The 23,794-nt window shown below is 37.2% G+C and carries 21 protein-coding genes; 14 read left to right on the top strand and 7 right to left on the bottom strand.

Features of this window, described 5'->3' with window-relative positions:
* Positions 1 to 16: 16 nt before the first annotated feature.
* Positions 17 to 490, top strand: coding sequence for a hypothetical protein (locus tag ACUNWD_RS00900; RefSeq protein WP_445585876.1), 474 nt, complete (start codon positions 17 to 19; stop codon positions 488 to 490).
* A 107-nt stretch (positions 491 to 597) separates the two neighbouring features.
* Positions 598 to 1,122 carry a hypothetical protein gene (locus ACUNWD_RS00895; protein WP_445585875.1) on the top strand — a complete coding sequence of 175 codons (525 nt, stop codon included), beginning with the start codon at positions 598 to 600 and terminating at the stop codon, positions 1,120 to 1,122.
* On the opposite strand, the gene ACUNWD_RS00890 is transcribed toward ACUNWD_RS00895, so the two are convergent.
* Positions 1,119 to 1,772 carry a CPBP family glutamic-type intramembrane protease gene (locus ACUNWD_RS00890; protein ID WP_445585874.1) on the bottom strand — a complete coding sequence of 218 codons (654 nt, stop codon included), beginning with the start codon at positions 1,770 to 1,772 and terminating at the stop codon, positions 1,119 to 1,121. The genes ACUNWD_RS00895 and ACUNWD_RS00890 overlap by 4 nt on opposite strands.
* A gap of 44 nt (positions 1,773 to 1,816) precedes the next feature.
* The gene (locus ACUNWD_RS00885; protein WP_445585873.1) at positions 1,817 to 2,680 is read right to left on the bottom strand and encodes an alpha/beta hydrolase; all 864 of its coding nucleotides are present in this window, start codon (positions 2,678 to 2,680) and stop codon (positions 1,817 to 1,819) included.
* Positions 2,681 to 2,776: 96 nt separating this feature from the next.
* Between ACUNWD_RS00885 and ACUNWD_RS00880 the strand changes: the two genes are divergently transcribed.
* The gene (locus tag ACUNWD_RS00880) at positions 2,777 to 3,667 is read left to right on the top strand and encodes a polyphosphate kinase 2 family protein (RefSeq protein ID WP_445585872.1); all 891 of its coding nucleotides are present in this window, start codon (positions 2,777 to 2,779) and stop codon (positions 3,665 to 3,667) included.
* 39 nt (positions 3,668 to 3,706) lie between these two features.
* Entirely contained in the window at positions 3,707 to 4,990 is a 1,284-nt protein-coding gene (locus tag ACUNWD_RS00875) for an MgtC/SapB family protein (protein ID WP_445585871.1), read from the top strand.
* Positions 4,991 to 5,003: 13 nt separating this feature from the next.
* On the opposite strand, the gene murB is transcribed toward ACUNWD_RS00875, so the two are convergent.
* Complete coding sequence (gene murB / locus ACUNWD_RS00870; protein ID WP_445585870.1) at positions 5,004 to 6,020, bottom strand: UDP-N-acetylmuramate dehydrogenase; 1,017 nt, start codon at positions 6,018 to 6,020, stop codon at positions 5,004 to 5,006.
* Between the two features lie 66 nt (positions 6,021 to 6,086).
* On the opposite strand from murB, the gene ACUNWD_RS00865 reads away from it, so the two are divergent.
* Together ACUNWD_RS00865 and ACUNWD_RS00860 are read left to right on the top strand one after the other, a co-directional pair.
* Positions 6,087 to 7,199 carry a glycosyltransferase gene (locus ACUNWD_RS00865; protein ID WP_445585869.1) on the top strand — a complete coding sequence of 371 codons (1,113 nt, stop codon included), beginning with the start codon at positions 6,087 to 6,089 and terminating at the stop codon, positions 7,197 to 7,199.
* Positions 7,200 to 7,341: 142 nt separating this feature from the next.
* Positions 7,342 to 8,289, top strand: a complete 948-nt coding sequence (locus tag ACUNWD_RS00860; RefSeq protein ID WP_445585868.1) for an NmrA/HSCARG family protein — start codon at positions 7,342 to 7,344, stop codon at positions 8,287 to 8,289.
* 141 nt (positions 8,290 to 8,430) lie between these two features.
* Here ACUNWD_RS00860 and ACUNWD_RS00855 read toward each other — a convergent pair whose 3' ends face one another.
* Complete coding sequence (locus ACUNWD_RS00855; protein WP_445585867.1) at positions 8,431 to 11,409, bottom strand: PEP/pyruvate-binding domain-containing protein; 2,979 nt, start codon at positions 11,407 to 11,409, stop codon at positions 8,431 to 8,433.
* A 771-nt stretch (positions 11,410 to 12,180) separates the two neighbouring features.
* On the opposite strand from ACUNWD_RS00855, the gene ACUNWD_RS00850 reads away from it, so the two are divergent.
* From ACUNWD_RS00850 to ACUNWD_RS00825, 6 genes are all read left to right on the top strand, one after another.
* The gene (locus ACUNWD_RS00850; protein ID WP_445585866.1) at positions 12,181 to 13,266 is read left to right on the top strand and encodes a site-2 protease family protein; all 1,086 of its coding nucleotides are present in this window, start codon (positions 12,181 to 12,183) and stop codon (positions 13,264 to 13,266) included.
* 302 nt (positions 13,267 to 13,568) lie between these two features.
* The gene (locus tag ACUNWD_RS00845; protein ID WP_445585865.1) at positions 13,569 to 14,204 is read left to right on the top strand and encodes an SRPBCC family protein; all 636 of its coding nucleotides are present in this window, start codon (positions 13,569 to 13,571) and stop codon (positions 14,202 to 14,204) included.
* Positions 14,205 to 14,308: 104 nt separating this feature from the next.
* Positions 14,309 to 14,899 (top strand): HD domain-containing protein, encoded by a 591-nt coding sequence (locus ACUNWD_RS00840; RefSeq protein WP_445585864.1) that lies wholly within the window; start codon positions 14,309 to 14,311, stop codon positions 14,897 to 14,899.
* A 214-nt stretch (positions 14,900 to 15,113) separates the two neighbouring features.
* Positions 15,114 to 16,502 (top strand): LamG-like jellyroll fold domain-containing protein, encoded by a 1,389-nt coding sequence (locus tag ACUNWD_RS00835; RefSeq protein WP_445585863.1) that lies wholly within the window; start codon positions 15,114 to 15,116, stop codon positions 16,500 to 16,502.
* Between the two features lie 57 nt (positions 16,503 to 16,559).
* Positions 16,560 to 16,988, top strand: a complete 429-nt coding sequence (locus ACUNWD_RS00830; protein WP_445585862.1) for a hypothetical protein — start codon at positions 16,560 to 16,562, stop codon at positions 16,986 to 16,988.
* Between the two features lie 290 nt (positions 16,989 to 17,278).
* Entirely contained in the window at positions 17,279 to 18,259 is a 981-nt protein-coding gene (locus ACUNWD_RS00825) for a glycoside hydrolase family 43 protein (protein ID WP_445585861.1), read from the top strand.
* 96 nt (positions 18,260 to 18,355) lie between these two features.
* Here ACUNWD_RS00825 and ACUNWD_RS00820 read toward each other — a convergent pair whose 3' ends face one another.
* Positions 18,356 to 19,426, bottom strand: coding sequence for a 2-oxoacid:ferredoxin oxidoreductase subunit beta (locus ACUNWD_RS00820; protein ID WP_445585860.1), 1,071 nt, complete (start codon positions 19,424 to 19,426; stop codon positions 18,356 to 18,358).
* A gap of 2 nt (positions 19,427 to 19,428) precedes the next feature.
* Complete coding sequence (locus tag ACUNWD_RS00815) at positions 19,429 to 21,267, bottom strand: 2-oxoacid:acceptor oxidoreductase subunit alpha (protein ID WP_445585859.1); 1,839 nt, start codon at positions 21,265 to 21,267, stop codon at positions 19,429 to 19,431.
* A 215-nt stretch (positions 21,268 to 21,482) separates the two neighbouring features.
* Between ACUNWD_RS00815 and ACUNWD_RS00810 the strand changes: the two genes are divergently transcribed.
* Positions 21,483 to 21,998, top strand: coding sequence for a gamma carbonic anhydrase family protein (locus tag ACUNWD_RS00810; protein ID WP_445585858.1), 516 nt, complete (start codon positions 21,483 to 21,485; stop codon positions 21,996 to 21,998).
* 44 nt (positions 21,999 to 22,042) lie between these two features.
* Positions 22,043 to 22,942, top strand: coding sequence for a nucleotidyltransferase family protein (locus ACUNWD_RS00805; RefSeq protein ID WP_445585857.1), 900 nt, complete (start codon positions 22,043 to 22,045; stop codon positions 22,940 to 22,942).
* Between the two features lie 3 nt (positions 22,943 to 22,945).
* Here the strand turns inward: ACUNWD_RS00805 and murI are convergent, their stop codons facing one another.
* Positions 22,946 to 23,779 carry a glutamate racemase gene (murI, locus tag ACUNWD_RS00800; RefSeq protein ID WP_445585856.1) on the bottom strand — a complete coding sequence of 278 codons (834 nt, stop codon included), beginning with the start codon at positions 23,777 to 23,779 and terminating at the stop codon, positions 22,946 to 22,948.
* Positions 23,780 to 23,794 lie beyond the last annotated feature (15 nt).

The raw sequence follows: 23,794 nt of genomic DNA, 5'->3' as shown, positions 1-23,794 counted from the left end.
GTTATTCTCGAATCTCATGTTTGCTCAAACCAATGAAGATGATGATTTTATCTTTCAAGGATATATTCTTTCCGAAGATTCAATCCCCATGGAAAATGTGTATATAATCAACTACCGAAACACAAAAATTGTCGCTACTGATGAAAGTGGATATTTTAAAACGTGGGTGAAAGAGGGAGATTCATTAATGGTAAATCATATTGCTTTATCACCAAAAATCTTACACGGCAATAACCGACCGGCAAGTGACAATATTAACTACATCACATATAATTCATATATGATTGGAAATGTATCCTCCAATGATTTTAAAAAGGAGTTGGAGCTTTTTGATCTGAATATGAAACAAATAAAAGATGAACTAAAAATCCCGGAACCAAAAATGAGGGGACTCGACTCGCTAAATGCAAATAGATATGATAATGAGCCAATTAGTCCGGGGCTTGATTTAAGAATACTACTTGAATTATTAAAAAAGAAAAAGAAATAACCAGAAATTGATAGACATTACCTCCATTTCTTTTACTGCTAAAGAATATTTCCCGATAATTGACTTTGGCTTCTGCAGGTATTATCTTTAACAATAAAATAAATGCCATGAAAGATAAAATTAGCATGACCAATGTAAGTTTTGATTATTTACGCCACTCCTCGGACTTTTTGAACATTATTTTGAATAATATTAGCAGTTGTATCTTATTGCTCGATAAGAAGATGGAACTCCAGGCATTTAATGAACCTCTTATCAGTATATTTTCAGCAAGAAAAGGAGAAGACCTTTTATACGTTAGATGCGGTGAAGCAATTGGTTGTGCCTACCAAGTTGATGAAATGAAGGAATGTGGGAAAACCAGTCAATGTGCAAATTGTTCCATTCGGGAATCAGCGTTGCTCTCCTACTTCGAAAAGAAACCAATTTACAGGGACAATTTTTCCCGAGAATTTTATATGCACAATGGCAAAAAAGTAATGAAGCATCTCCAATTTTCAACCAGGTGTTTTGAATTTCAAAATGACAGCTATATCATTCTTATTATTAACGACATCACGGAACTAGTAGAAACAAAACAAAAGCTAAAAGAGAAGAATGAGCACATAAAGGCAATTCAGGCAAGACATTAAATCCACTTGAACATATCCAACCAAAAGTAATGCCCCAAACCTACTGTGAATACCATATTGCCGTATAATCCGTGTAGAAAGGCAACAAACAAAACACTCTGAGTTTTCTGATAAACCCTTCCCACATATATACCAAGTATTAAAGTAAGTATCAATGATACCGGGTGATAATACAGGATATGCGCAAAACTAAATGCCAGGGCACTCATTAAAATCATCAGGTTGCCATTTCCAAATAAATTTTGATAACGCTTGAATATATAAGTTCGAAATAAAACTTCCTGTACATACGCAGAAAAAATTGGGTAGAAAGTACTAAGTGTAAGCCAGACTTTGAGATTACCAAGCGGAAGATTAAAAAGATTTTTACGATCAAACAAAAGCATATAAGCAATCATTAGTAACGAAACACCGAACGCAATCGCTAAATGCAACCATACTTGTTTCCATTTGATATCAAAAGCCCATAATTCCTTCCACTTAAATTTGGTAAAAAAATAAAGGATAAAGAATGCCAATAATACAAATGGAATCAATACTGAACTAGGGTGTAAAATATCAACACCAATTAAAAGGTAGAGAGGAATAAAAAAAAAGAACAATACAAATTCTGCATACAGATACAGTTTCTTGAATTGTCCTTTTTTCATGTTGAGTATGGTTGACTAATTACCAGTACAACAACTTATATGCACTAATGTTGATGGAAGGCATCCGATATAAATGAAAGCACAACCGGAAGAGCTTCCCTCCAATAAGTCCAGTTATGTGCGCCATCACGTATCCGAAATTCGTGAGGAATTTCCTTTTTACGCATAGCAATATGCACCAATGAATTTCCTTCGTACAAGAAATCATCATCGCCACAATCGATGAACCACCTAATTTTTTTGATATCCTCAGCATTCATATTTTCAATCAATGACAAGGCACTATACTTTTCCATATAGGTAATTGCGTCTTTCTCGCTTGCATCAGGCACACCCTGCCATTCCAAATACCGCTTAGCATCACTAATGTTTATTGGACCGGTTGAAGCACTCAAAGGGCAAGCCGATGAAAATAACTCAGGATGATGCAAGGCATACATAAAAGTACCACCACCGCCCATTGACAAACCAGCAACTGCACGATACCTTTTCTCTCCTTTTATCCGATAATTCTTTTCTACAAACGGCATCAGTTCCTCAAAAAAGAAATCTTCATATCTCCACTCTCCTTTTAAATCATTGAAATAACCACGTTTGCCAGTATTTGCATCCGGCATCACAATAATCATTGGTGTTGCTGTTCCTTCTTTAATAGCATTGTCTGTGATATGCAACACTTCACCAAACTGCACCCAGCCGGTATGATCGTCACCAGCACCATGCAATAAATATAAAACTGGATAACTACGTTCAGAAGTTTCATAATCAGGTGGTAAGTAAATTGCAAAATTACGGTCCATGTTCAGGATCTCGCTATGAACAACTTTGTTGTCATAAACTTTGCCAGTCTGCGCTAAAAGACTAATTGGAAGAAGAAGTGCTAATAGTAGAACAATTTGTTTCATCATGGTTTATTGGTTTATTTTGAATATTTTGATTGAATATAAAAATAAAACTTTCATATTAATAATATTGAAAACACATTTAGTAATTTTACTATTAGTATGATTAATCACACATTCGATACTAAACAGTTTAAAATTACCCCAAAAAGGTCATTTTCGTTGAAAGATCACCAACCGGATTTTTGTGATGGATTTTCAAATAAAAAAGAAGCCAGGAAGCAGCTAAAATATGACATAAAAAAAATGTCGGAGCTTCAATATAACCTGTTTGCAGAAAATAGACAGGCACTATTAATTATTTTCCAGGCGATGGATGCTGCAGGTAAAGATGGTGCAATTAAGCATGTATTTAGTGGTGTTAACCCCCAAGGCTGCGAGGTTCACAGCTTTAAACAACCATCGGCAGAAGAACTTAAGCATGATTATTTGTGGCGCCATTATCAGAAACTTCCGGAACATGGAAAAATCGGCATTTTCAATCGATCTCATTATGAAAATGTACTCATCACAAAAGTGCATCCGGAATTTCTCATGGCTGAGAACCTTCCGGGTATACATACCGTTGAGGACATTCAGGAAGATTTTTGGGAAGAACGGTATCAACAAATCAATAATTTTGAGCAAACGCTTGTTGCAAATGGGACCACCATTATAAAATTCTTCCTTCACCTTTCAAAAGACGAGCAGAAAAAACGCTTTCTCGATCGAATTAGAAAACGTGATAAGAACTGGAAATTTTCATCTTCAGACATTGAGGAAAGACAATATTGGAAAAAGTACCAGAAAGTATACGAGGAGGCTCTTTCCAAGACCTCAACGAATTATGCTCCCTGGTATGTTATTCCAGCAGATAATAAATGGTTCACTCATGTTGCGATAGGTAACATTATCGTTGAAACACTAATCAAAATGGACATTCAAATGCCCACAATTTCTAAGCAAAACTTAACATCTCTAAAAGAAGCAAAACGGGAATTATTGCAGGAGTAAAAAAGTCCTTTCTCCTATTCTAAATCCAAACTTATTATCATGACTAACTTTTTACAGGAAATACCCACACTATTTATTCAGTTTCTGTTGACCGCTGTTTTTTCATTTATTCTTGGATTAGAACAACGGAAACATTATTCAGAAAAAGAGGAGCAACAAACTTTCGGTACCGACCGTACTTTTGTTTTTATTGGCTTGCTTGGATTTATATTACTTGTTGGCGAACCGAATGGAATGATTTTATATTTGTCCGGAGGTTTGGTTGTAAGTTTATTCCTTGGAATTTTCTACTATCATAAAATACGCACTCAAAAGAGCTTTGGACTCACTACAGTCATACTGGCCTTATTAACCTACACGTTTCCTTTACTTATCACGACACAACCAAACTGGCTCACCATGCTAATATTTGTGCTCGTTCTAATCCTGACTGAATCGAAACGCACCTTTGATGGTTTTACAAAAAAAATTGACCGATCTGAATTCATCACCCTTGCAAAGTTTATCATTATTGCCGGCATTATTCTACCCGCAATGCCCGATAAGCAAATCTTCACTTTTCTAAACCTGTCTCCGTATAAAGTTTGGCTGGCTATTGTCGTTATCTCCGGTATTTCATATCTGAGCTATATTCTTCGAAAATTTATTTTCCCTGAGGCAGGATTAATCCTAACCGGACTACTTGGCGGATTGTATAGTAGCACGGCAACAACGATCATCCTCGCCCAAAAGAGCAAAGATCAGAATGCCCCGCCAAGAGAATACGCTGCAGCCATTATCATTGCAACGGCAATGATGTTTCTTCGCATCTATATTTTGCTTTTAATATTTAACTTCTCCGTTGGGGTTGCAACGGCAAAATGGTTTATCACGCTATTTCTGGTTTCCCTTGGAACAGCCTATTATCTCTATACAGGGTTCAAAAAAGTGCAAAAGTCCTCAGTTTCCGAAAATATTATGGAGGATAAAAATCCGCTTGAGTTTAAAGTGGCAATAGTCTTTGCATTGTTATATGTGTTCTTCTCATTTATCACCCAATTTACATTACAAAATTTCGGCACAAGCGGACTAAATATTTTGTCATATATCGTTGGTTTCTCCGATATTGATCCCTTCTTGCTTAATCTTTTTCAAGGGAAATATGATGTAACTCAACTACTCATAGCAATGGCCACACTTCAGGCAATACTAAGTAATAATATTCTGAAGATGATCTATGCAAAGACACTTGGAAATAAATCAATAGGGAAATATGTTTTGCAAGGTTTTGGAATTATTATCGTAGTGAACGCCGGAATTATCTTGTTTCTGCATTTAATTTAAGATCAACTCCTGATTAAATAACATTTACTTCCCGCTCCAATTCAATACCAAATTTTTCAAATACCGATTGCTTAATTTTTTCGGAAAGCTGAAAAATTTCTTGACCGGTAGCATTTCCATAATTCACTAAAACCAGTGCTTGCTTTTCATGAACTCCGGCGTCTCCTTCACGAAATCCTTTCCAACCGCTTTGCTCTATCAACCAACCTGCAGCAACTTTGGTTAGTCCATCACCTGATGGATACAAAGGAATTAATTCATGCTTGCTCTTCAATGCCTCAGCTTCTTCATTTGAAACCACCGGGTTTTTAAAAAAGCTACCGGCATTGCCGAATTCTTCCGGATCTGGCAACTTCGACTCGCGAATTTGAATCACGGCTTTTCTGACATTTTGAGCAGTCACTTCACCGTATTTTTCAACTTCAGATTTCAAATGTCCATAGTTCAGCTTAAACTCAGGAAACTTATCCAAACGAAAAACGACCGAACAAACAACAAAGCGATTCTTTAATTCATTTTTGAAAATACTGTTACGATAGGCAAATTTGCATTCCGAAGCAGATACATCATATTCAGTTTGAGTTTGAAGATCATATCCTTTCACAGTATCAATATAATCCTGAACCTCAACACCATATGCACCAATATTTTGAACCGGAGCTGCCCCAACATTTCCAGGAATCAACGAAAGATTCTCCAATCCATAAAAGTCATTCCTCACACAATAGTCAACAAATGCATCCCAATCTTCACCAGCACCTACTTCCAGCCAAACATGATTGCGATCTTCATTTACCTGTTTAATACCCGGAACATTTGAATGAATTACGACTCCATTAAAATCATTTACAAATAACAAATTACTCCCACCCCCAAGTAATAATACGGGTAAATCTTTAAAGCTTGAATTTGAGTCTTGAAAAACCATTAAATCTTCTAACTCTGTGAATTCAAAGAAATAGCGGGCTTTTGCGTCAATACCAAAGGTGTTATATTGTTGAAGTGAATAGTGTTCTTTAAACCGGATCATTTTGTTTTTTTTGCCAAAGATAATAGAAGCTATCGCTTTTTCGTTTATTTTGTCGAAAAGCCAATTATGTCCAAGCAAATCTATATCTCTGTTATTAATGATCTGGTAACTGATAACCGGGTGCATAAAGTTTGCCTCACCCTGCAAAAAATGGGATTTGATGTAACACTGGTTGGTCGTAAATTACCTGACAGCCACCCCATTGAAAATCGTTCCTATTCAACTAAAAGGATGAAATTGATTTTTACAAAAGGACCGGCTTTCTACATTGAATTCAATATCCGATTGCTTTTTTTGCTTCTTTTCTCAAAGGCTGATGTTCTTTTATCCAATGATCTGGATACCTTATTGGCAAACTACATTGCATCTGAATTACGAAATAAACCACTAGTATACGACAGCCACGAATATTTTACAGAATTACCCGAATTGGTTGACCGTCCTAAAGTTCGCAAAACATGGGAACAGCTTGAAAAAAAGATCCTTCCAAATATCAAGTATGCCTATACAGTTTGCGAATCCATTGCCAATATATACAGGCAAACTTATGGAACTCCATTCCGGGTTGTTCGAAATTTGCCATTACTTGATTCCAAAGCCACTATTCCCGACGATGTAAAATTGAAATTCGGAAATAAAAAGATTATTCTTTACCAGGGAGCCTTAAATGTTGGACGTGGCCTGGAATGTGCCATTCAAGCAATGCAGCACATCGAAAATACTCAACTTGTTATTGCCGGAGATGGTGACATCCGTGAGAAGCTTCAATCGCTGGCACAAACACTTAAGCTGAATGAAAAGGTTAGTTTCCTCGGCAAAATACCACTTGAAAAAATGAAGTTCATCACTGCCCAGGCTGATCTTGGATTGTCTATTGAAGAAGATATGGGGCTCAACTACCGTTTTGCCTTACCCAATAAACTCTTTGACTATATTCAACAAGAAGTACCTGGAATGGTTAGTAATTTGCCAGAGATGAAGCAAATTGTTGAGCAATATCAAATTGGAATGATACTCGAAAAGCATGATCCCCAAGTTATGGCTACGCAATTTGAGCAGGCATTAAACAATTCTGAATTGCGTGCACAGTGGAAAACAAACCTGAAAAATGCATCGAAAGAGCTATGCTGGGAGAATGAAGGAAAAGTGGTTCAAGACATCTTTCAACCGCTTATATGAAAAGTTAGTGATTTTACGCAAGCTAGTAATAACAAGTCATTCCAACCTTAACCAAAAATTTTTCACAACATTAAAGACAAAATGGTATTTTATTTGTTATCCTATTGAAAACCTGATCTTTTTAATTAAAATCATTTCAAAAATGGAAAACAAAAAAATAATAGCAGTAGTAGGAGCAACAGGTGCTCAAGGTGGTGGATTGGTTCGTGCAATTTTAAATGATACGAGTGGAGAATTTTCAGCAAGAGCGATCACCAGAAATGCTAATTCAGACAAAGCCAAAGCGTTATCAGCACTTGGAGCAGAAGTAGTTGAAGCTGATGTTGAAAATAAAGAAAGCCTCGCCAAAGCATTCAATGGTGCATATGGAGCTTATTGTGTTACATTTTTCTGGGAGCACTTTTCTCCGGAGAAAGAAATGGCACACGCAAAAAACATGGCAGAAGCAGCCACGGAAGCTGGAGTAAAGCACGTCATCTGGTCAACCCTTGAAGATACCCGAAAGTTTGTTTCGCTTGACGATGATCATTTGCCCACCTTAATGGAAAAATATAAAGTTCCCCATTTCGATGCCAAAGGCGAATCAAATGCATTCTTTGTGAATAGCGGGATTCCATACACCCTTTTACACACGTCATTTTACTGGGATAATTTTATTTATTTCGGCATGGGGCCGCAAAAGGATCAAGAGGGAAACCTGGCAATTACATTCCCGATGGCTGATAAAAAACTTCCAAGCATGAGTGCTGAAGATATTGGCAAGAGTGCTTTTGGCATTTTCAAAGCCGGTGATCAGTATAAAAATCAATCGATTGGAATCTCAGGAGAGCATTTAACCGGACAACAAATGGCGGACACATTTAGCAAAGTATATGGCAAGGAAGTGAAGTATAATGATGTTCCTGCGGAAGTATTCCGAAGCTTTGGTTTTCCCGGAGCGGAAGATCTAGGGAATATGTTTCAGTTTAAAGCTGAGTTTGAAGATTATTTCTGTGGATTCAGAGACGTAGAAAAAACGAAAACTCTAAACCCGGAGCTTTTAACATTTCACAACTGGCTCTCGCAAAACAAAGATAAACTCGATATATAAATCACGAAGGTTCTATAAGCTCATAGTCAGTTCATCCTCAACTTGTTTCAGGATCTTTTTCTTCTGATTGTTAGAACCCGAAACAAGTTTGGGATGACGAACGCTATGAGTTTATGGGCTTTTGCCACAGCCTCATCTTTTTTAAAAACGAATTAATGCTTCACGTTTACGGCCATCCATTAAAATGGTCAATTGTTTCTTAAATCGAACGTGTTTCACGTAACTCAAGTCATCTATTAATTGCTGGTCTTTTAGAAGTTCGAGATTTAAATGAGCATTTCTTGAATGATGAGGAATCGAAAAATAACCAACATTCATTGAAGTCACATTATGGAAAAAATGAGATCCCAATGAACCATCCAATGGAAATTCCGGCAAGCCCATTTCAACAATTACCCGGGCTTTTGATATTTGCGCCCAACTAACCGGAATGCCGGTAAACGGATCGCGGGTTCCCCACCTTCCGGGTCCAACCAATATATATTCCCTGCCTTCGGCTTCCATTTGTTTATTGATCTGGTTGATCTCCCTCGCAATTTCCCGTGTTTTTAACTTATCAAATTTCTCCGGATCAATATAAACTACATCACTTACCGAGTCAATCATTCCATTTCCCATTCCACGCTGCGCATACATAAAGATGTTTTCATCCTGCACATCACCCAGATCAATTTCAACCTGTTCTTCGTGCCGAATTAATGGTTTTATCTGAAGCAAATAGAACGTTGGAAATCCATTATCACCCTTTTCCAGGTCGACAGCATATTCCATTTCCACTGGCGACCCCATGGCCTCTTTAAACAAACGCAATAGAAAACTCAATGTTTCTGCCAATGGGATGTAGTTATACTTCAAAATATTTGCAAAGTCAATCACTCTTGGCCCGTCAATATCAACACCGGGAACCAAATCATCATTCTCGCGATCATAAACCGACGCACAATATTGCAACACCCCATTTTCTTCAGCTACTTTAATTTTATACTTCTCAATGGCAGCGGTCTCCCCATCATTCACCAAATCGATTTCGGTACGTGACAAGTCAATGGCATAAAACTCTTTTTGCGAATCGCGAACCTGATCTTTCACATTTGTAGGGTTGATATTCGGATATTTTGGACAAAACCGATACGCATTTTCACCACCAACCACATACATTCCCAAACCAACAGCAGCCACCGCAAAACCATCTTCGGGCTCCATGTAAGCGACCGGATAATAATTGTAGGATTGAGCCACACCGCTCACCGATGGATAATAATGACCATTGTAATGATGCCCAACAACTTCCTGAATAACCACAGCCATTTTTTCCTCTTCAATTTTATAACTAACCGCATCAAAATAAGAAGTAGCAGATTCAGTAAAAATACTTGCATAAACCAGCTTGATGGCCGTTTCCAACTGATGGTACCGCACGTAAATATCGGGATGGTTGTTAGGGATCAGGTAGGTGGAATAAACCCCGGAAAAAGGTTGCAAAAGCGAATCTTCAAATAAGCCGGAAGATCGAATAGCCAGCGGCCTGTCCATTTCTTCAACATAACTGAAAAGACGTTTTTTCAGGCTATCGCTCATGTGCGACTCGAGGAAAATATTTTTAATACGCTCGTAATCGTTGCTACCATATATTTCCTCGTACAGATTATTTTGCTCAATGAATTTATCAAACTCAATGGCACCAATAATGGCCGTGGCAGGAATACGAATATTAATATTGGGGATGATTTTCCGAAAATCAATATTCTCAATAAAGTTGCTCATAAAAGCCATTCCCCTACCCTTACCCCCAAGTGAGCCTTTTCCCATTCGAACAATATAGCGATCACTTCGAACTAAATTGGGATCAAAATTGATGATTCGTCCACGAAGTTTTTTCAATCTCACCCGCTCAAATACGTCCAAACAAAACTGGCGCAAGTCATCCGGATTCTTAAAATCTTCGAAACGATAAGGCAGCAATTGCTCGGCAACATTAATCTCACCGCGCGCCATTAACCAGGTAGAAAACGAATTTCGTTGCCCATGATAAGCCAACGCATCATCCGGAACTACCTTAAACATTTCCTGAAACTCCTGCTGATTTCGAGCCACCATTAGCGGATTTCCATCACGATCTTTAAAAACAAAACTGCCAAACCCCAAGCGTTTGTATATGAAATTATGGATATCCAATGAAAGACTTTCCGAGTTTTTATCAATGAATTCAGCACCAATTTCCCGGGCACGTGCTGCGTTGTTTACATCGTGACTTTGTAAAAGCAAAGGCACTGGAAAACGAAGAATTTGCTGCACATATTTCAATAGTTCAACCCCTGCTTCCGGATCTTCGACTCCATTCCTTAAAAATTTCACATCCGAAATTACACTCAGCAGGTAATCCCTGTATTTATTAAGCATTTCAATTGCGTCCTCATACGTGCTCACCAAAATAACCTTTGGACGCGCCCTCATTTTTAATATCATATGCAATTCATCCGTCGACTCATCCTGCACCAGGTTTTGGGTCTGCGTCATGATGTTGGTGTAGAGCAGCGGTAAATAGCGCGAATAATATTGAATAGAATCTTCAACCAGCAAAATCATTCGCACATTTCCGTTTCGGGTATCAGCCTCAATATTCTTTTTATCTTCAATGTATTTCACCATCGCCAGGAACACATTGGAATTACCATTCCATACAAAAACTCGGTCAATGGAATCGAACTGGTGCGCAGCTTCCTGGAAATACCGTAAGTCTCCATTGTTATTCACCAATAGTAAAATAGGAACTTCAGAATCAGTTTTGTGAATGACATCAGCCAGTTTCACCGGGATATCTTTATCAACTCCAACCATTATTATAACGAGGTCAAAGTTTCGTTCCTTCATTGCCCTTAAGGCTTCTTTTTCGGAGTTAACACTGGTAAACCGCGGATGAGTATAGAGGTTCAATTGCAGGAACTCGCCAAAAATCTTATCGGTAAACTGACCTTCGCGAACAATGGAATAACTATCATACAGCGTAGCAACCAACATTACTTCCTTTACTTTTGTCGGCATCAATTCCTCAAAAATATCCCGGTCGCTCTTTTTATGCTTGTAAATCGATGACAGTGAAATATTTTCCAGATTTTCCATTATTCAATTTATTTTATGAGATGGACATTAATTTTAATCCTATGAAATTAGGAAAAATAGACGGCCTAATACGAAAAAGGAAGCCAAAAAAGGTTGACACCGTTTACCAAAAATGAAAATCAGCTTTCCCTCATCCGCAACGAGAGCCCGTTTTAACCAACTAAAACGAAGTTGGACTGGACGTTTTCCGGTTTAACTTGCATCAACTGCATGTTTGGGAGCACAACAACTCGCTTATTTTGCTCAAAAACCCATTTTATTCTGACAAAAACCGGTTTTGCGCGCACTAAAACCAGTTTTTTTCTCATAAAAACGTCGTCGGAATGCGAGCGGAACGTGTTTTTGTGCAATAAAAATGCATTGGAGAGTTTGCGAAATGAATTGAAATGCAAACTAAATAAGTTTTCCATTTCGGGAAATGAATAGTTGCCGCAGCTGAGTTGGTGCCAGGGTAAACGGAGCAAATCAGATCGTTCAACAAATCGATTTTTGGCAACGTAAAATACACTTTATAGTAAACCTTCATTATATATCCACTCGAAAGCTTTTTATTATTCATCCAAATTAGCTAGACATAATTATATTTTCTGATCATTTTTGTAAATTGGGTCAGTTAAAAAATCAACAACACCCAAAATCATGAAAATAATACGAACTACCCCATGTACTACTTACAATACTATAATATTATAAATGACACATTTTGTAACGAATATAAATAGCACAAATGTGCCATTACAGATACCTTATGTAGCAATTTAAAAGAAGAGCATGACAGCATATAATTGGAAAAAAATAATGGATATAAAAACTGATTCTCAACTGGAAGAAATCATAAAAGAAAATCCTGACAGTTTGGACAGTGAGGCTATTTTGGCTGCCGAAAACGAAGTCAAAAAGAGAAAAAAAAATCAAACATTTAATACTGAACCTGAATTCCCAGAAAAGCCAATTCCTGACGAGAGAAAACAATCGACTAGGAAATCATTAATCAGTTTTGTGTTATTTATAGCTGCTTTTTATTTCATCTTCAAGTGGGACTTACAATATATACTCGTACTGACAGGAGTTATTTTAATTCACGAGCTCGGTCATTTCTTTGCAATGAGATTTTATAAATACAAAGACTTGAGTATATTTTTCATACCATTAATCGGCGCACTTGCGTCTGGACAGAAAGAAGAAATTTCACAAAAACAAAAAACAATAATTTCACTTGCAGGACCATTACCTGGTGTTTTAATAGGCTCTTGTTTGACCGGTGCAGGATTAGTAACGGAAAACGATTTTTTATGGAGAACTGGAGAAATATTTGTATTTCTTAATTTGTTTAATCTGCTGCCAGTATTGCCTTTAGACGGTGGACAAATTTTAAAAAGTATGTTTTTCCAAAGAAATGAGAAAATAAATATTGTTTTTATCTGGATTTCAATAATCGTAATAAGTCTGATTGCATTAAAACAGGAATCTTACATCTTATTAGTAATTCCGTTTTTTCTATTGCTGCAAATTAAGAACCAGACAGAAATGAGGAAATTCAAAGTTTACATCAAAAATAAAGGATTTGATATTGACAGAGATTTTAGCGCCCTATCAAATGTAGAATATTGGACACTTCGAGACGAGATCGCATTGAATATCAAAGCCATTTCTAACATGTTGAAACCTAAACGATATTTTCCAATTCCTGCAGAAAATCGAGTGATTGATGTTATGAAACAGGTCATTCAAAAGCAACCGGATAAAGACATTAAAGTTGGAGGAAAAATCTTAATTCTTTTCTTATGGATTTTGACATTTTTGCTTCCTTTTGTAACTGTTATCATTTTATATACAAATGGACTAATTGAATTATGAATGAAAATCGCTACATAACAAATTCTATATGGCAGGAGGGGGTTTAGTGGTATGCCAACTGCCGATTCACATTATGCAGTTTATGTCCTCTCAGACTGGAACGATCTTCGAAATCCGCAACGACCTCATACCACCACCGTCAGACTACCTAGACACCACCCTAATTGAAAGAATTATTCGGATAATATGCTTTTAAAAAGGTAATATATTGAAAACTAAACGGCATAAAATTAGGTTATTGATTAACTACCGTTTTACGTCAGCTTGAAATGACAGATATAAGAACTAATAACAAAATTCAAATGAGAAGAATAACTGGAATTTTAATCTTGTCAAGTTTCATACTTTGTGCTTGTATGGATAAAACAAACAAAGATTCAGGACAAAAAAAACAAAATGATGAAATGGAAACAAAAAGTATAGAAAATCAAAATCGTGAAGACACATTTGTCATCAGCCATACATTTGAAACGGATGCAAATACTTTGTTTAATATGTGGATTACCCCGGAAATATACACGAGTTGGATGGGACCCGCAGGAGCAGATATGTCGTTTCTAAATGCTGACGTAAAAGAAGGAGAAAGTGCACATTGGCAAATGACAACACCAGACGGATTAACAAAGTATGGAAAATTACACTATAAAACGATTAATCCAAATAAAGAATTGGTTTATGTGCAGTACTTTTGTGACAAAGATGGAAATTTTATTAAAGCCCCATTTTCAGAAACCTATCCCGACAGTTTGCTTTTGTCGGTCAATTTTGTTCAAGATTTAGAAAATAAAGTAAAGATGACTGTTAAATGGGAAATTTTTGGGGAATCAAAGGAAATAGAAAGAAAAACCTTCAATGATATGAAACCGTTCATGGTGAAAGGTTGGGGAGAATCATTTGACAAAATTGAAGAATTAATAAAATCGAAAAAGGAAAAATAAGAAGAAGATAAATTACGAAACGCTAACAAGTTTTCATATCGCAGGCGGGGCTGACTGCGTACGAGTAAAATGACCAATAGCAACAAAGTAAAAACGATAAGGACATGACTACCGAGGATTTATTGAAGCAGATAGAATTTATTAAGGAAATTGATAAAATAAAGTACATCCAGAGACGGACAAAGTTATTTAGTAGTGACCGGAACGAAAATGATGCAGAACACAGTTGGCATTTAGCAATGATGGCAATTGTTTTAAGTGAATATTCCGATAAAGAAATTGATTTGTCAAAGGTTATAAAGATGGTATTAATACACGATATCGTGGAAATAGATGCTGGAGACACTTTTATATACGACCAAGATAAGAATCACGATAACACCGAAGAAGAGTTAAAATCCGCCAAGCGTATTTTTGGTATTCTACCTGAAAAACAAGCAAAAGAATTTATCGAAATCTGGACTGAATTTGAAGACGGGATTTCTAATGAGGCAAAATTTGCAAGGTCGATGGACAGACTTGAACCGCTCCTGCAAAATACGTCGAATAATGGAGGAACATGGAAAGAATACGGCGTGAAATATCATACTGTCTACGAAAAGAAGAAAGTAATAAAAGAGGGTTCGACCAAGTTGTGGAATTATGCAGAAAAGCTAATTGAGAATAGTGTAGAAAAAGGAATTTTAGAGAAATAAATAGTAGTTGCAAGTAATTCATCAGATTGATAGTGATATGCGACAGTAATTTGGCAAGTCAAATTATATAAGCAATTCATTGGAGAGGAAAGCGTTAACGCCTCGAAAACACCCAAATATACAGACTTCATGTTGGTTTATATACCTGTGAGATTAATCACGAAAAAAAACAGTTAGTTTTCGTAACTTGTATATAGATCAAATCCAAAATGTTATGAAAAATTTACTTCAACATTGGTTGAGGTTCAAACCCGTAACTTCAATCGTACACATCTTCTGTCTGAATGCAATTCTTGTTTTTTGTTTATTGGCTCTTTTCTCAATGGAAATTCAGGCACAAACCCCCGTATTGAAACATTCCTACACTTTTGACGACGGAACTGCTAATGATATCGTTGGAGAAGCCAATGGTATAAAAAATGGCGGCGAGATTATTAATGGAGAATATGTGACTTTTTCTGAGGGCCAATTCATCGTTCTCCCAGCTGATAAGATTAATATCAACAACTTTAAATCTTTATCTCTCGAAGTTTATCTTGGAGCAGGCCACCTGAATGCGTTTTTTACCATGTTTTCCTATTTTGGAAACTCTGTGGGCGACTTTGGAACAGACTATATTTTTCAGTCCCTCACCAATGGCGGCAATAGCGTAACTGCCATCTCCTGTAAGAACTCACAAACGCCATGGGCAGTTGGTACGGATGTGAAAGCTAATGAACTGAAAGATTCAAAATATCATCATGTGGTTAGCACTTTTGATAATCATGAGATCAAATTTTATATCGATGGACTTTTAGTTAGCACGAACACCATTGATCAGTTCCCCTATAACACTATAGGCAATCTGAGCAACCAGTTTGCTTATTTGTGTAAGTCAGGATATAGAAATGACGCAACCTGGTTTGGTACAATTGATCAATTCAATATTTATGAAGGCATACTGGACCCTGTTTCAATTGCCGACTCAGCCCAAGAATACTTAGAAGATCACAAAGAATTATCTGAACAAATTAAAGAAATCCTCTCCGATGTTCTGGTTAATCCCGGGTTTAGACCTGAAAGCGAATTATCGAGCACTTTTATTAAAACCTATAAGCAATCGAAGTTTGTTGTTTATCCAACCATCATTCGAACACCAGATTCCACCACTTGGTCACAAACATCAGCTAAATCCTTTTCAGAATTGCTTCAATCTAAACTAAAACTGAGTGCTGAGTATAAAGAAAATATCATCGCCCCCGGGGAATTACAAGGTCAATCTCAATTTGATTTTTTCAACAACGACATGAGCAAACTAGCTAGTGCAATTAAAGAAAATGAATCAAACCCGAACTACTACGTTATGTTGGAAATTCTTTTCCCGCCACAACAGTCTGAAAGTGTGAATGTATTTGGCATTCATATTTTCGTATTAAACAATAAGGGTGAAAATGCATTCTCGTTTTTACTAAATGGTCATCATGACTATTTTTCATACAATAACCTGTTTGCTGAAAATTCTAACACAGAAAATTTAGAAAAATTGAAACTTAAATGTACGAGTGTTGCTATCGAAGCATTGAAAAAACAAATTAAATATGCAGAAAGTGAAATTGTAAAATAAGTACGGCAAACTCTGCTCCTAAATTCATTCATTGATAAAAAACTGGAGAAATTAACCATGGAAAAGAAAATTCTTTGGCATCGTATGTTATATCTAAGTGTAGGATTAATAACTGCAGTAGTACTTATTATTACCCTTGTGATAATCCCCATAATTTTATTCAACCATTCACAAAATACAGAACCGGCATCGGCTATCGTAGGATTTTCCTTAAATATAGTTTTTCAGCTACTAATTGCATATGGATTAATTTGGATTGTTAGAATTTACAAGCGTACCAAGGAAGAAAAAAAAGAACTACTCATCATTTTGGGAGTTGGTGCCCTGATTATGGGTCTCTTTTTGTCGGATGCAGCTTTCGCATTTATCGATGACTCTGATATGTTTTTTGCAAGTGTTGTAATCTTTATATGTGTTGCACTCGATTTTCTTGCCAGCTTGTTTGTTTTTATAGCACGCATTTTGTGGAAACGTAAACTGCGTTAAAACAAAAAAACAGGACAACTGACTATTTTTTGTTCCCACGAAAGAAAAAGAAACAAAGAAAAGTATCGGAATATTTAAATTCATCTTTATAATAATTATCTCAACGGTTAAGGTTCATCGTTATTTTGATTGTCTTTAATGCAATTTAGTGAGTGCTTTTAAAATTTTAACTGTATTTATTAAAAGGACTAATAACTAGATGCGACAGTTGATGAGCACTCCAAAATCCAAATAGGCTCGAACACTGAATATGAAACTTCAATAAATAAGAACTATAAAGAATTAATAAAATGAAATCTCTTATTATCTATTCCATCATTTTGTTCTGCGCAATGAATCTGACAGCGCAGGAAAAGCAAGAACTATTTTTTGCAGACCCAACAATCTATGTTGAAAATGGCACCTACTATTTGACTGGTACAGGAGGACAAAGAGGGGGACCATCTGGTTTTTCTGTTCTGGAATCTACTGATCTGAAAACATGGGCTCCACCTGCCGGGGCTAATGAATCAGTATATATGATATTGACAAAGGGGGATCATACATATGGTGACCGGGGCTTTTGGGCACCACAAATTTTCAAGGTAGATCATACTTATTATTTTACACATACGGCTAATGAACAAACCGTATTGACTGAATCAAATTCGTTATTGGGTCCATACAGACAAAAGGAAGTTGCCCCAATTGATGGCTCAGAGAAAAATATTGACTCATTTGTTTTCAAAGATGATGATGGCAAATATTACCTCTATCACGTTCGATTTAACGATGGAAACTACTTATGGGTAGCAGAATTTGATATGGGAAAAGGTAAAATCAAGCCAGAAACGCTAACAAAATGCTTCGATCAAACAGAGCCATGGGAAGCAACTCCTAATTATAAGTCAGCTCCAATCATGGAAGGCCCGACAGTTATCAAATTAAAGGATAAATACTATCTTTTCTATTCAGCCAACCATTTCATGAATATTGACTATTCTGTTGGCTATGCAGTTGCTGATTCCCCCTACGGTCCTTGGGTAAAACAAAAAGACAGCCCAATCATTCATCGTTCAATCGTTGGCGAAAATGGTTCCGGCCATGGAGATTTATTTACTGGACTGGACGGTCAATTGTACTATGTGTACCATATTCACTATGACCAGGAGAAAGTGAGTCCCAGGAAAACACGAATTGTTCCGGTAATAAAAGAGTGGAATCCTGAAACAGGCCTTTATAAATTCAGCGTAAATAAGAATAAGGTTATTGTTCCGGTAATGTCCGAATAACGAAAACCTGAATAAAAAAAACGACCAAAATACCGCATACAATACAAAAGGAGGCACTCGCCTCCTTTTGTTATATAGATATGTTCAAAAACAAACTTAATCCAATGGGCATTTAATCCTCTTAAAAAATGGTACCGGTTCGCTGCTATTTTCATCATTAACTTCCCAGGTATTCCCTGACTTCAATAAATCCTCAACTTTTGAAACCTTGCGATTTGCCTGAACAGCCTCGATCTGCTTGGTCATTTCTTCATCATAAATAGGGGCGTCAACACTCCTGATAACACCCATAGCTACTGGCAAATCAGGCAACGACATATTTATCAGAGAAAGATGCAAACTAGGGTCAAGTTCTTTGGCATCATGCACCAAAACATCATCCATCTTGTAGCCATCCTGACCAATAGTAACAGCTTTTAATCTGCCCTTCTCCATCACGATTCCCTTTTCATTCTCTTGTCCAAAAATCATTGGCTTGCCATGCTCCAGGAATAATTGACGTTCTGCTCTGAACTTTGGATCTGCAATCTCAGCATGAATTCCTTGATTGTAAATCACACAGTTTTGAAGTACTTCAACCAACGATGTACCTTTATGCTTTGTGGCTTCAATCATTACCTGCTGCGTATGCTTCACATTGGAGTCAACTGCTCGGGCAAAGAATGTTCCACGGGCGCCAATCACTAATTGACCAGGTACAAACGAATCTTCGATGGTTCCGAAAGGTGAAGTTTTTGTCACCTTACCTCTGTCAGATGTTGGGGAATATTGTCCCTTCGTAAGACCGTAAATTTTATTATTGAAAAGAACGACGTTTAAATCGATATTACGACGAACCAAGTGAATAAAATGGTTTCCTCCAATTGCCATTGCATCACCATCACCAGTGATCACCCATACATTTAAATCTGGGTTCGCAGTTTTAACACCTGATGCGATTGCACTTGCACGACCATGAATAGTATGAAATCCATAGGTACTCATATAATATGGGAAACGCGATGAACAACCAATACCGGAAATAACGGCAAACTTCTCGTGTGGAATATTCAATTCGGCCATTGCACGCTGCACGGAATTCATAATGGCATAATCACCACATCCCGGACACCAGCGAACTTCGTTTTCGCTCTTAAAATCTTTTGCTGTATATGTAAATTCTGTCATGATTAGTCCTCCAATAATTTTTCAAAGTTCTCTTTCAATTCAAGCACTGTAAAAGGAAGTCCTTTTACTTTATTTACCTGGTGGTACGTAAACTCAGGCAACTTATCGCGCAAGTATGAAGCAAATTGTCCAAGGTTGAGTTCGCAAACCACAATCTTTTTGAATTTACTGAAAACTTCTTTTGTATTTTTAGGAAGAGGCTTAATGAAGTTGAAATGAGCCAAACTCACTTTCTTACCTTCTTTACGCATCTCACGAACCACGCTGATCATGTGTCCATAAGTACCACCCCAACCAACAACTAATAAATCACCATCTTCATCGCCACAAACTTCCAATTCAGGAATCATATTTGAAACCCTCTCTACTTTTTCAGCTCTGATCTCACAGTTTCTTTGGTGATTTTCCGGATCGTGACTCACCGTTCCCTGAATATTTTTCTCCAACCCACCAATACGGTGTTGGAAACCTTCCATTCCAGGGAATGCCCATTCACGAGCTAAAGTCTCAGGATCGCGTGCATAGGCATTAAAACCTTCACTGTTCTTTGCAACTCTTGGAGTGATTGATGGCAGTTCATCCATTGATGGAACACGCCATGGTTCGCTACCATTTCCTAAGAAACCATCAGTAAGTAATACAACCGGAACCATACGTTCCAGAGCTATTTTTGCGGATAAATATGCATAGTAGAAACAATCTGAAGGAGTACTTGCAGCTAATACAACCACAGGGCTTTCACCATTTCTTCCGTATAATGTTTGAAGCAAATCAGACTGCTCAGTCTTCGTAGGAAGACCAGTAGAAGGACCACCACGTTGTACATTCACAACAACTAATGGAAGCTCAGTCATAACAGATAAACCAAGTGCTTCCGACTTCAATGCAAAACCAGGACCGGATGTATTTGTGATTGCTAAATCACCAGCAAAAGCGGCTCCAATAGCAGTACAAATACCGGCAATCTCATCTTCTGCCTGAAAGGTTTTAACCCCTAAATCCTTACGTTCTGAAAGTGCTGAAAGAATATCTGTAGCAGGAGTGATAGGATATGACCCAAGGAAAAGCTCCAAGCCCGCTTTTTCTGCCGCAGCTAAAAATCCCCAAGCTGTTGCATGGTTACCATTAACGTTGCGATAAATACCTTTTTCGATAGCAGCAGGATGAACAATGTATTGCGGCGTCATGTGCTGCATGTTCATTCCATAATTATAACCATCGTGTAATACCTTTAGGTTGGTTTCAACAACAATCGGTTTTTTGGCAAATTTAGTTTTTATAAAATTCTCGATATAGTCAAGTGGACGACCAAACATCCAACAAACCAATCCTAAAGCAAACATATTCTTGCTTCGGAGTACTGATTTGTTATCCAATCCATATTCTTTAAGACTTTCACGTGTTAAATTTGTAATCGGAACAGGAATCTTAAAAAAATCTTCCAAATTACATTCCGCAAAAGGATCATCGGTTGTAAATTTTGCCTTTTCAAGATTCTTTTCGGTGAAGGAGTCCACATCATAAATAATCGTTCCCCCTGGCTTCATAAATGTTGAATTAGCCTTTACAGCTGCTGGATTCATCGCAACCAATACATGGGCATAATCACCCGGAGTATTAATTTGCTTGTGTCCAAACTGCACCTGAAACCCTGATACTCCACCTACGGTACCTTGAGGGGCACGTATTTCTGATGGGTAATCGGGGAAGGTTGAAATATCATTTCCAAACAAAGCAGAAGCATCAGAAAATAAAGTTCCTGTCAACTGCATACCATCTCCTGAATCACCGGAAAACCGAATGGCTACCTCTTCAAGTTCAATTACTTTAGCATCTTTCATGTAACATATATTTTTATTACCTACAATTTCGTTGATAATTTTCCCTGAAATCGATTCCAAAAATAACGAATTATAATTTTGAATTCATTTTTTACTAAATGATCCAACAACCTAAACAAACAAAAATAACCATTTATTAATAAGGTTTCCATGACTCATTTACATTATTTAAAGCTTTTAATATCTTTGCGAATAATTTATAAAGAATACAGATAATGGCTATTATAAAAACACTAAACGGGAAAACTCCTGAGATTGGCGAGAACTGCTTTTTGGCGGAAAATTCGGTAGTTATCGGAGATGTTATCATGGGAAAAGATTGCAGTGTTTGGTACAGTGCAGTTTTACGCGGTGATGTTCACTACATAAAAATCGGAAATAATACCAATATACAGGATTGCGCAGTTATTCATGCTACCTATAAAAAATCACCTACAAATATTGGCAGCAACGTAACCATTGCCCATGGTGCAATTGTTCATGGATGTACCATAAAGGATAATGTGATGATTGGAATGAATGCAGTTGTGCTTGACGATGCAGTTATAGAAAGTAATACCATTATTGCAGCTGGGTCTGTTGTAACAAAGGGTACGAAAGTTGAATCTGGAAGCGTGTATGCAGGTATTCCCGCTAAAAAAGTAAAATCCATCAGTACCGAACTACTGGAAGGAGAAATTAACAGAATTGCCAACTCATACGGGATGTATGCTGGCTGGTATAAAGAATAGATAGCCTGAATTTAAAATTAGAAATTACAAAAATCGATATAGATATGAAACCAACCCTATTAATATTAGCTGCAGGAATGGGAAGTCGTTACGGCGGACTTAAACAAATAGAGCCTGTTGGCCCAAATGGAGAAACAATCATTGAGTACTCAGTTTTTGACGCGATAAGGGCTGGTTTTGGAAAGGTGGTTTTTGTGATCAGAAAAAGCTTTGCAGATGAGTTTAAGGCTATTTTTGATGAGCGATTGAGCGGTAAAATTGAGGTAGAGTATGTTTACCAGGAGTTAGATAAATTACCTGATGGATATACCTTACCAGAAGGGCGTGAAAAACCGTGGGGAACTGGCCATGCTATCTTAATGGCAAAAGATGTGATTAATGAGCCTTTTGCTGCTATTAATGCTGACGATTTTTATGGAGCCGCAGCTTTTCAGGCAATTGCCGATTTTTTCAAAAATGAAGTATCTGCAAACCAATATGGAATGGTTGGATACCAACTAAAAAATACTTTGTCAGACTTCGGGACAGTATCACGTGGTGTTTGCAAAACAGATGGTAACGACAATTTAATCGAAATCACCGAACGCACCAAGATTGCACGTGAAGACAGTGGAATTTACTTCACCGATAAAGATGAAAGTAAAACAAGTTTGGAAGAAAATGAAAAGGTGTCCATGAACTTCTGGGGTTTTCACCCGACCCTATTTGCCCATCTGGAAAATCAGTTTAAGACTTTTCTGAATGAACAGATCCACCTGCCAAAGTCTGAGTTTTACATTCCTTCAGTAGTTTTTGAACTTATAAAGACTGGTGAAGCACAATCAAAAGTTATTCAGGCAGATTCACCCTGGTTTGGAGTAACCTACCCCGAAGACAAAGAGTACGTAGTAGCACAAATTCAAAAATTAACTGAGGCTGGAGTTTACCCTGAGAATCTTTGGTAAAAGTCAAAAATGCATTTTTATTGACTTGATCTCTTCTTCTAAAAACTGCTGGGCACGAGAATCAAACAACTCGGGCTGCTCTGTAGTAAAATATTGAATAGTTCCGTTTTTCGTGCAATTTGCATCTATCTCGGGATGTCGCTGAAGGTAATCCTGTAATTTCCCTGCAACAATTTTCCCTTGCTCAATAATTTTTATTGACTGATTTGGCAAAAAATCTCGGATACTATCAATTAAAAGAGGGTAATGCGTACATCCCAATATCAGGCTGTCTATTTCAGAATCTGAATCAAAAAGCTGCCTGATATTCTTTTCCACAAAATAGTTGGCTCCAGGAGTTCCAATTTCATTGTTTTCAACAATTGGAACCCACATCGGACACGCTTGCTGAGTAGTTACTTTCACTTTGCCTTCGGACCATTTTTGAAGCTCAACAGGATACGATTCAGATGACACCGTTCCATTGGTTCCAAGGACGCCAACATGACCATTATTTGTCATTTCAGCTGCTGCTTCAATACTAGGTCGAATCACTCCAAGCACTCTCCTATCTGGAGCAATTAGAGGCAAATCCTTTTGTTGAATGTTTCTCAACGCTTTTGCGGATGCAGTATTACAGGCAAGAATCACCAGGTGGCAATCCATTTCAAATAACCGCTTAACTGCTTCCAGAGTATATTCATATACGACATCAAACGATCTCGTTCCATATGGAGTGCGTGCATTATCTCCAAGGTAAACAAAATCGTAATCCGGCAATGCCTTAACAATTTCCTTTAAAACGGTTAATCCGCCATAACCAGAATCAAAAACTCCTATAGGCTTTATCTTCGACATGAATTACATTTTACA

The organism is Sunxiuqinia sp. A32 (assembly GCF_052690465.1).
The sequence above is the reverse complement of the archived record's forward strand: the minus strand, read 5'-3'. Positions and strand labels throughout refer to the sequence as shown.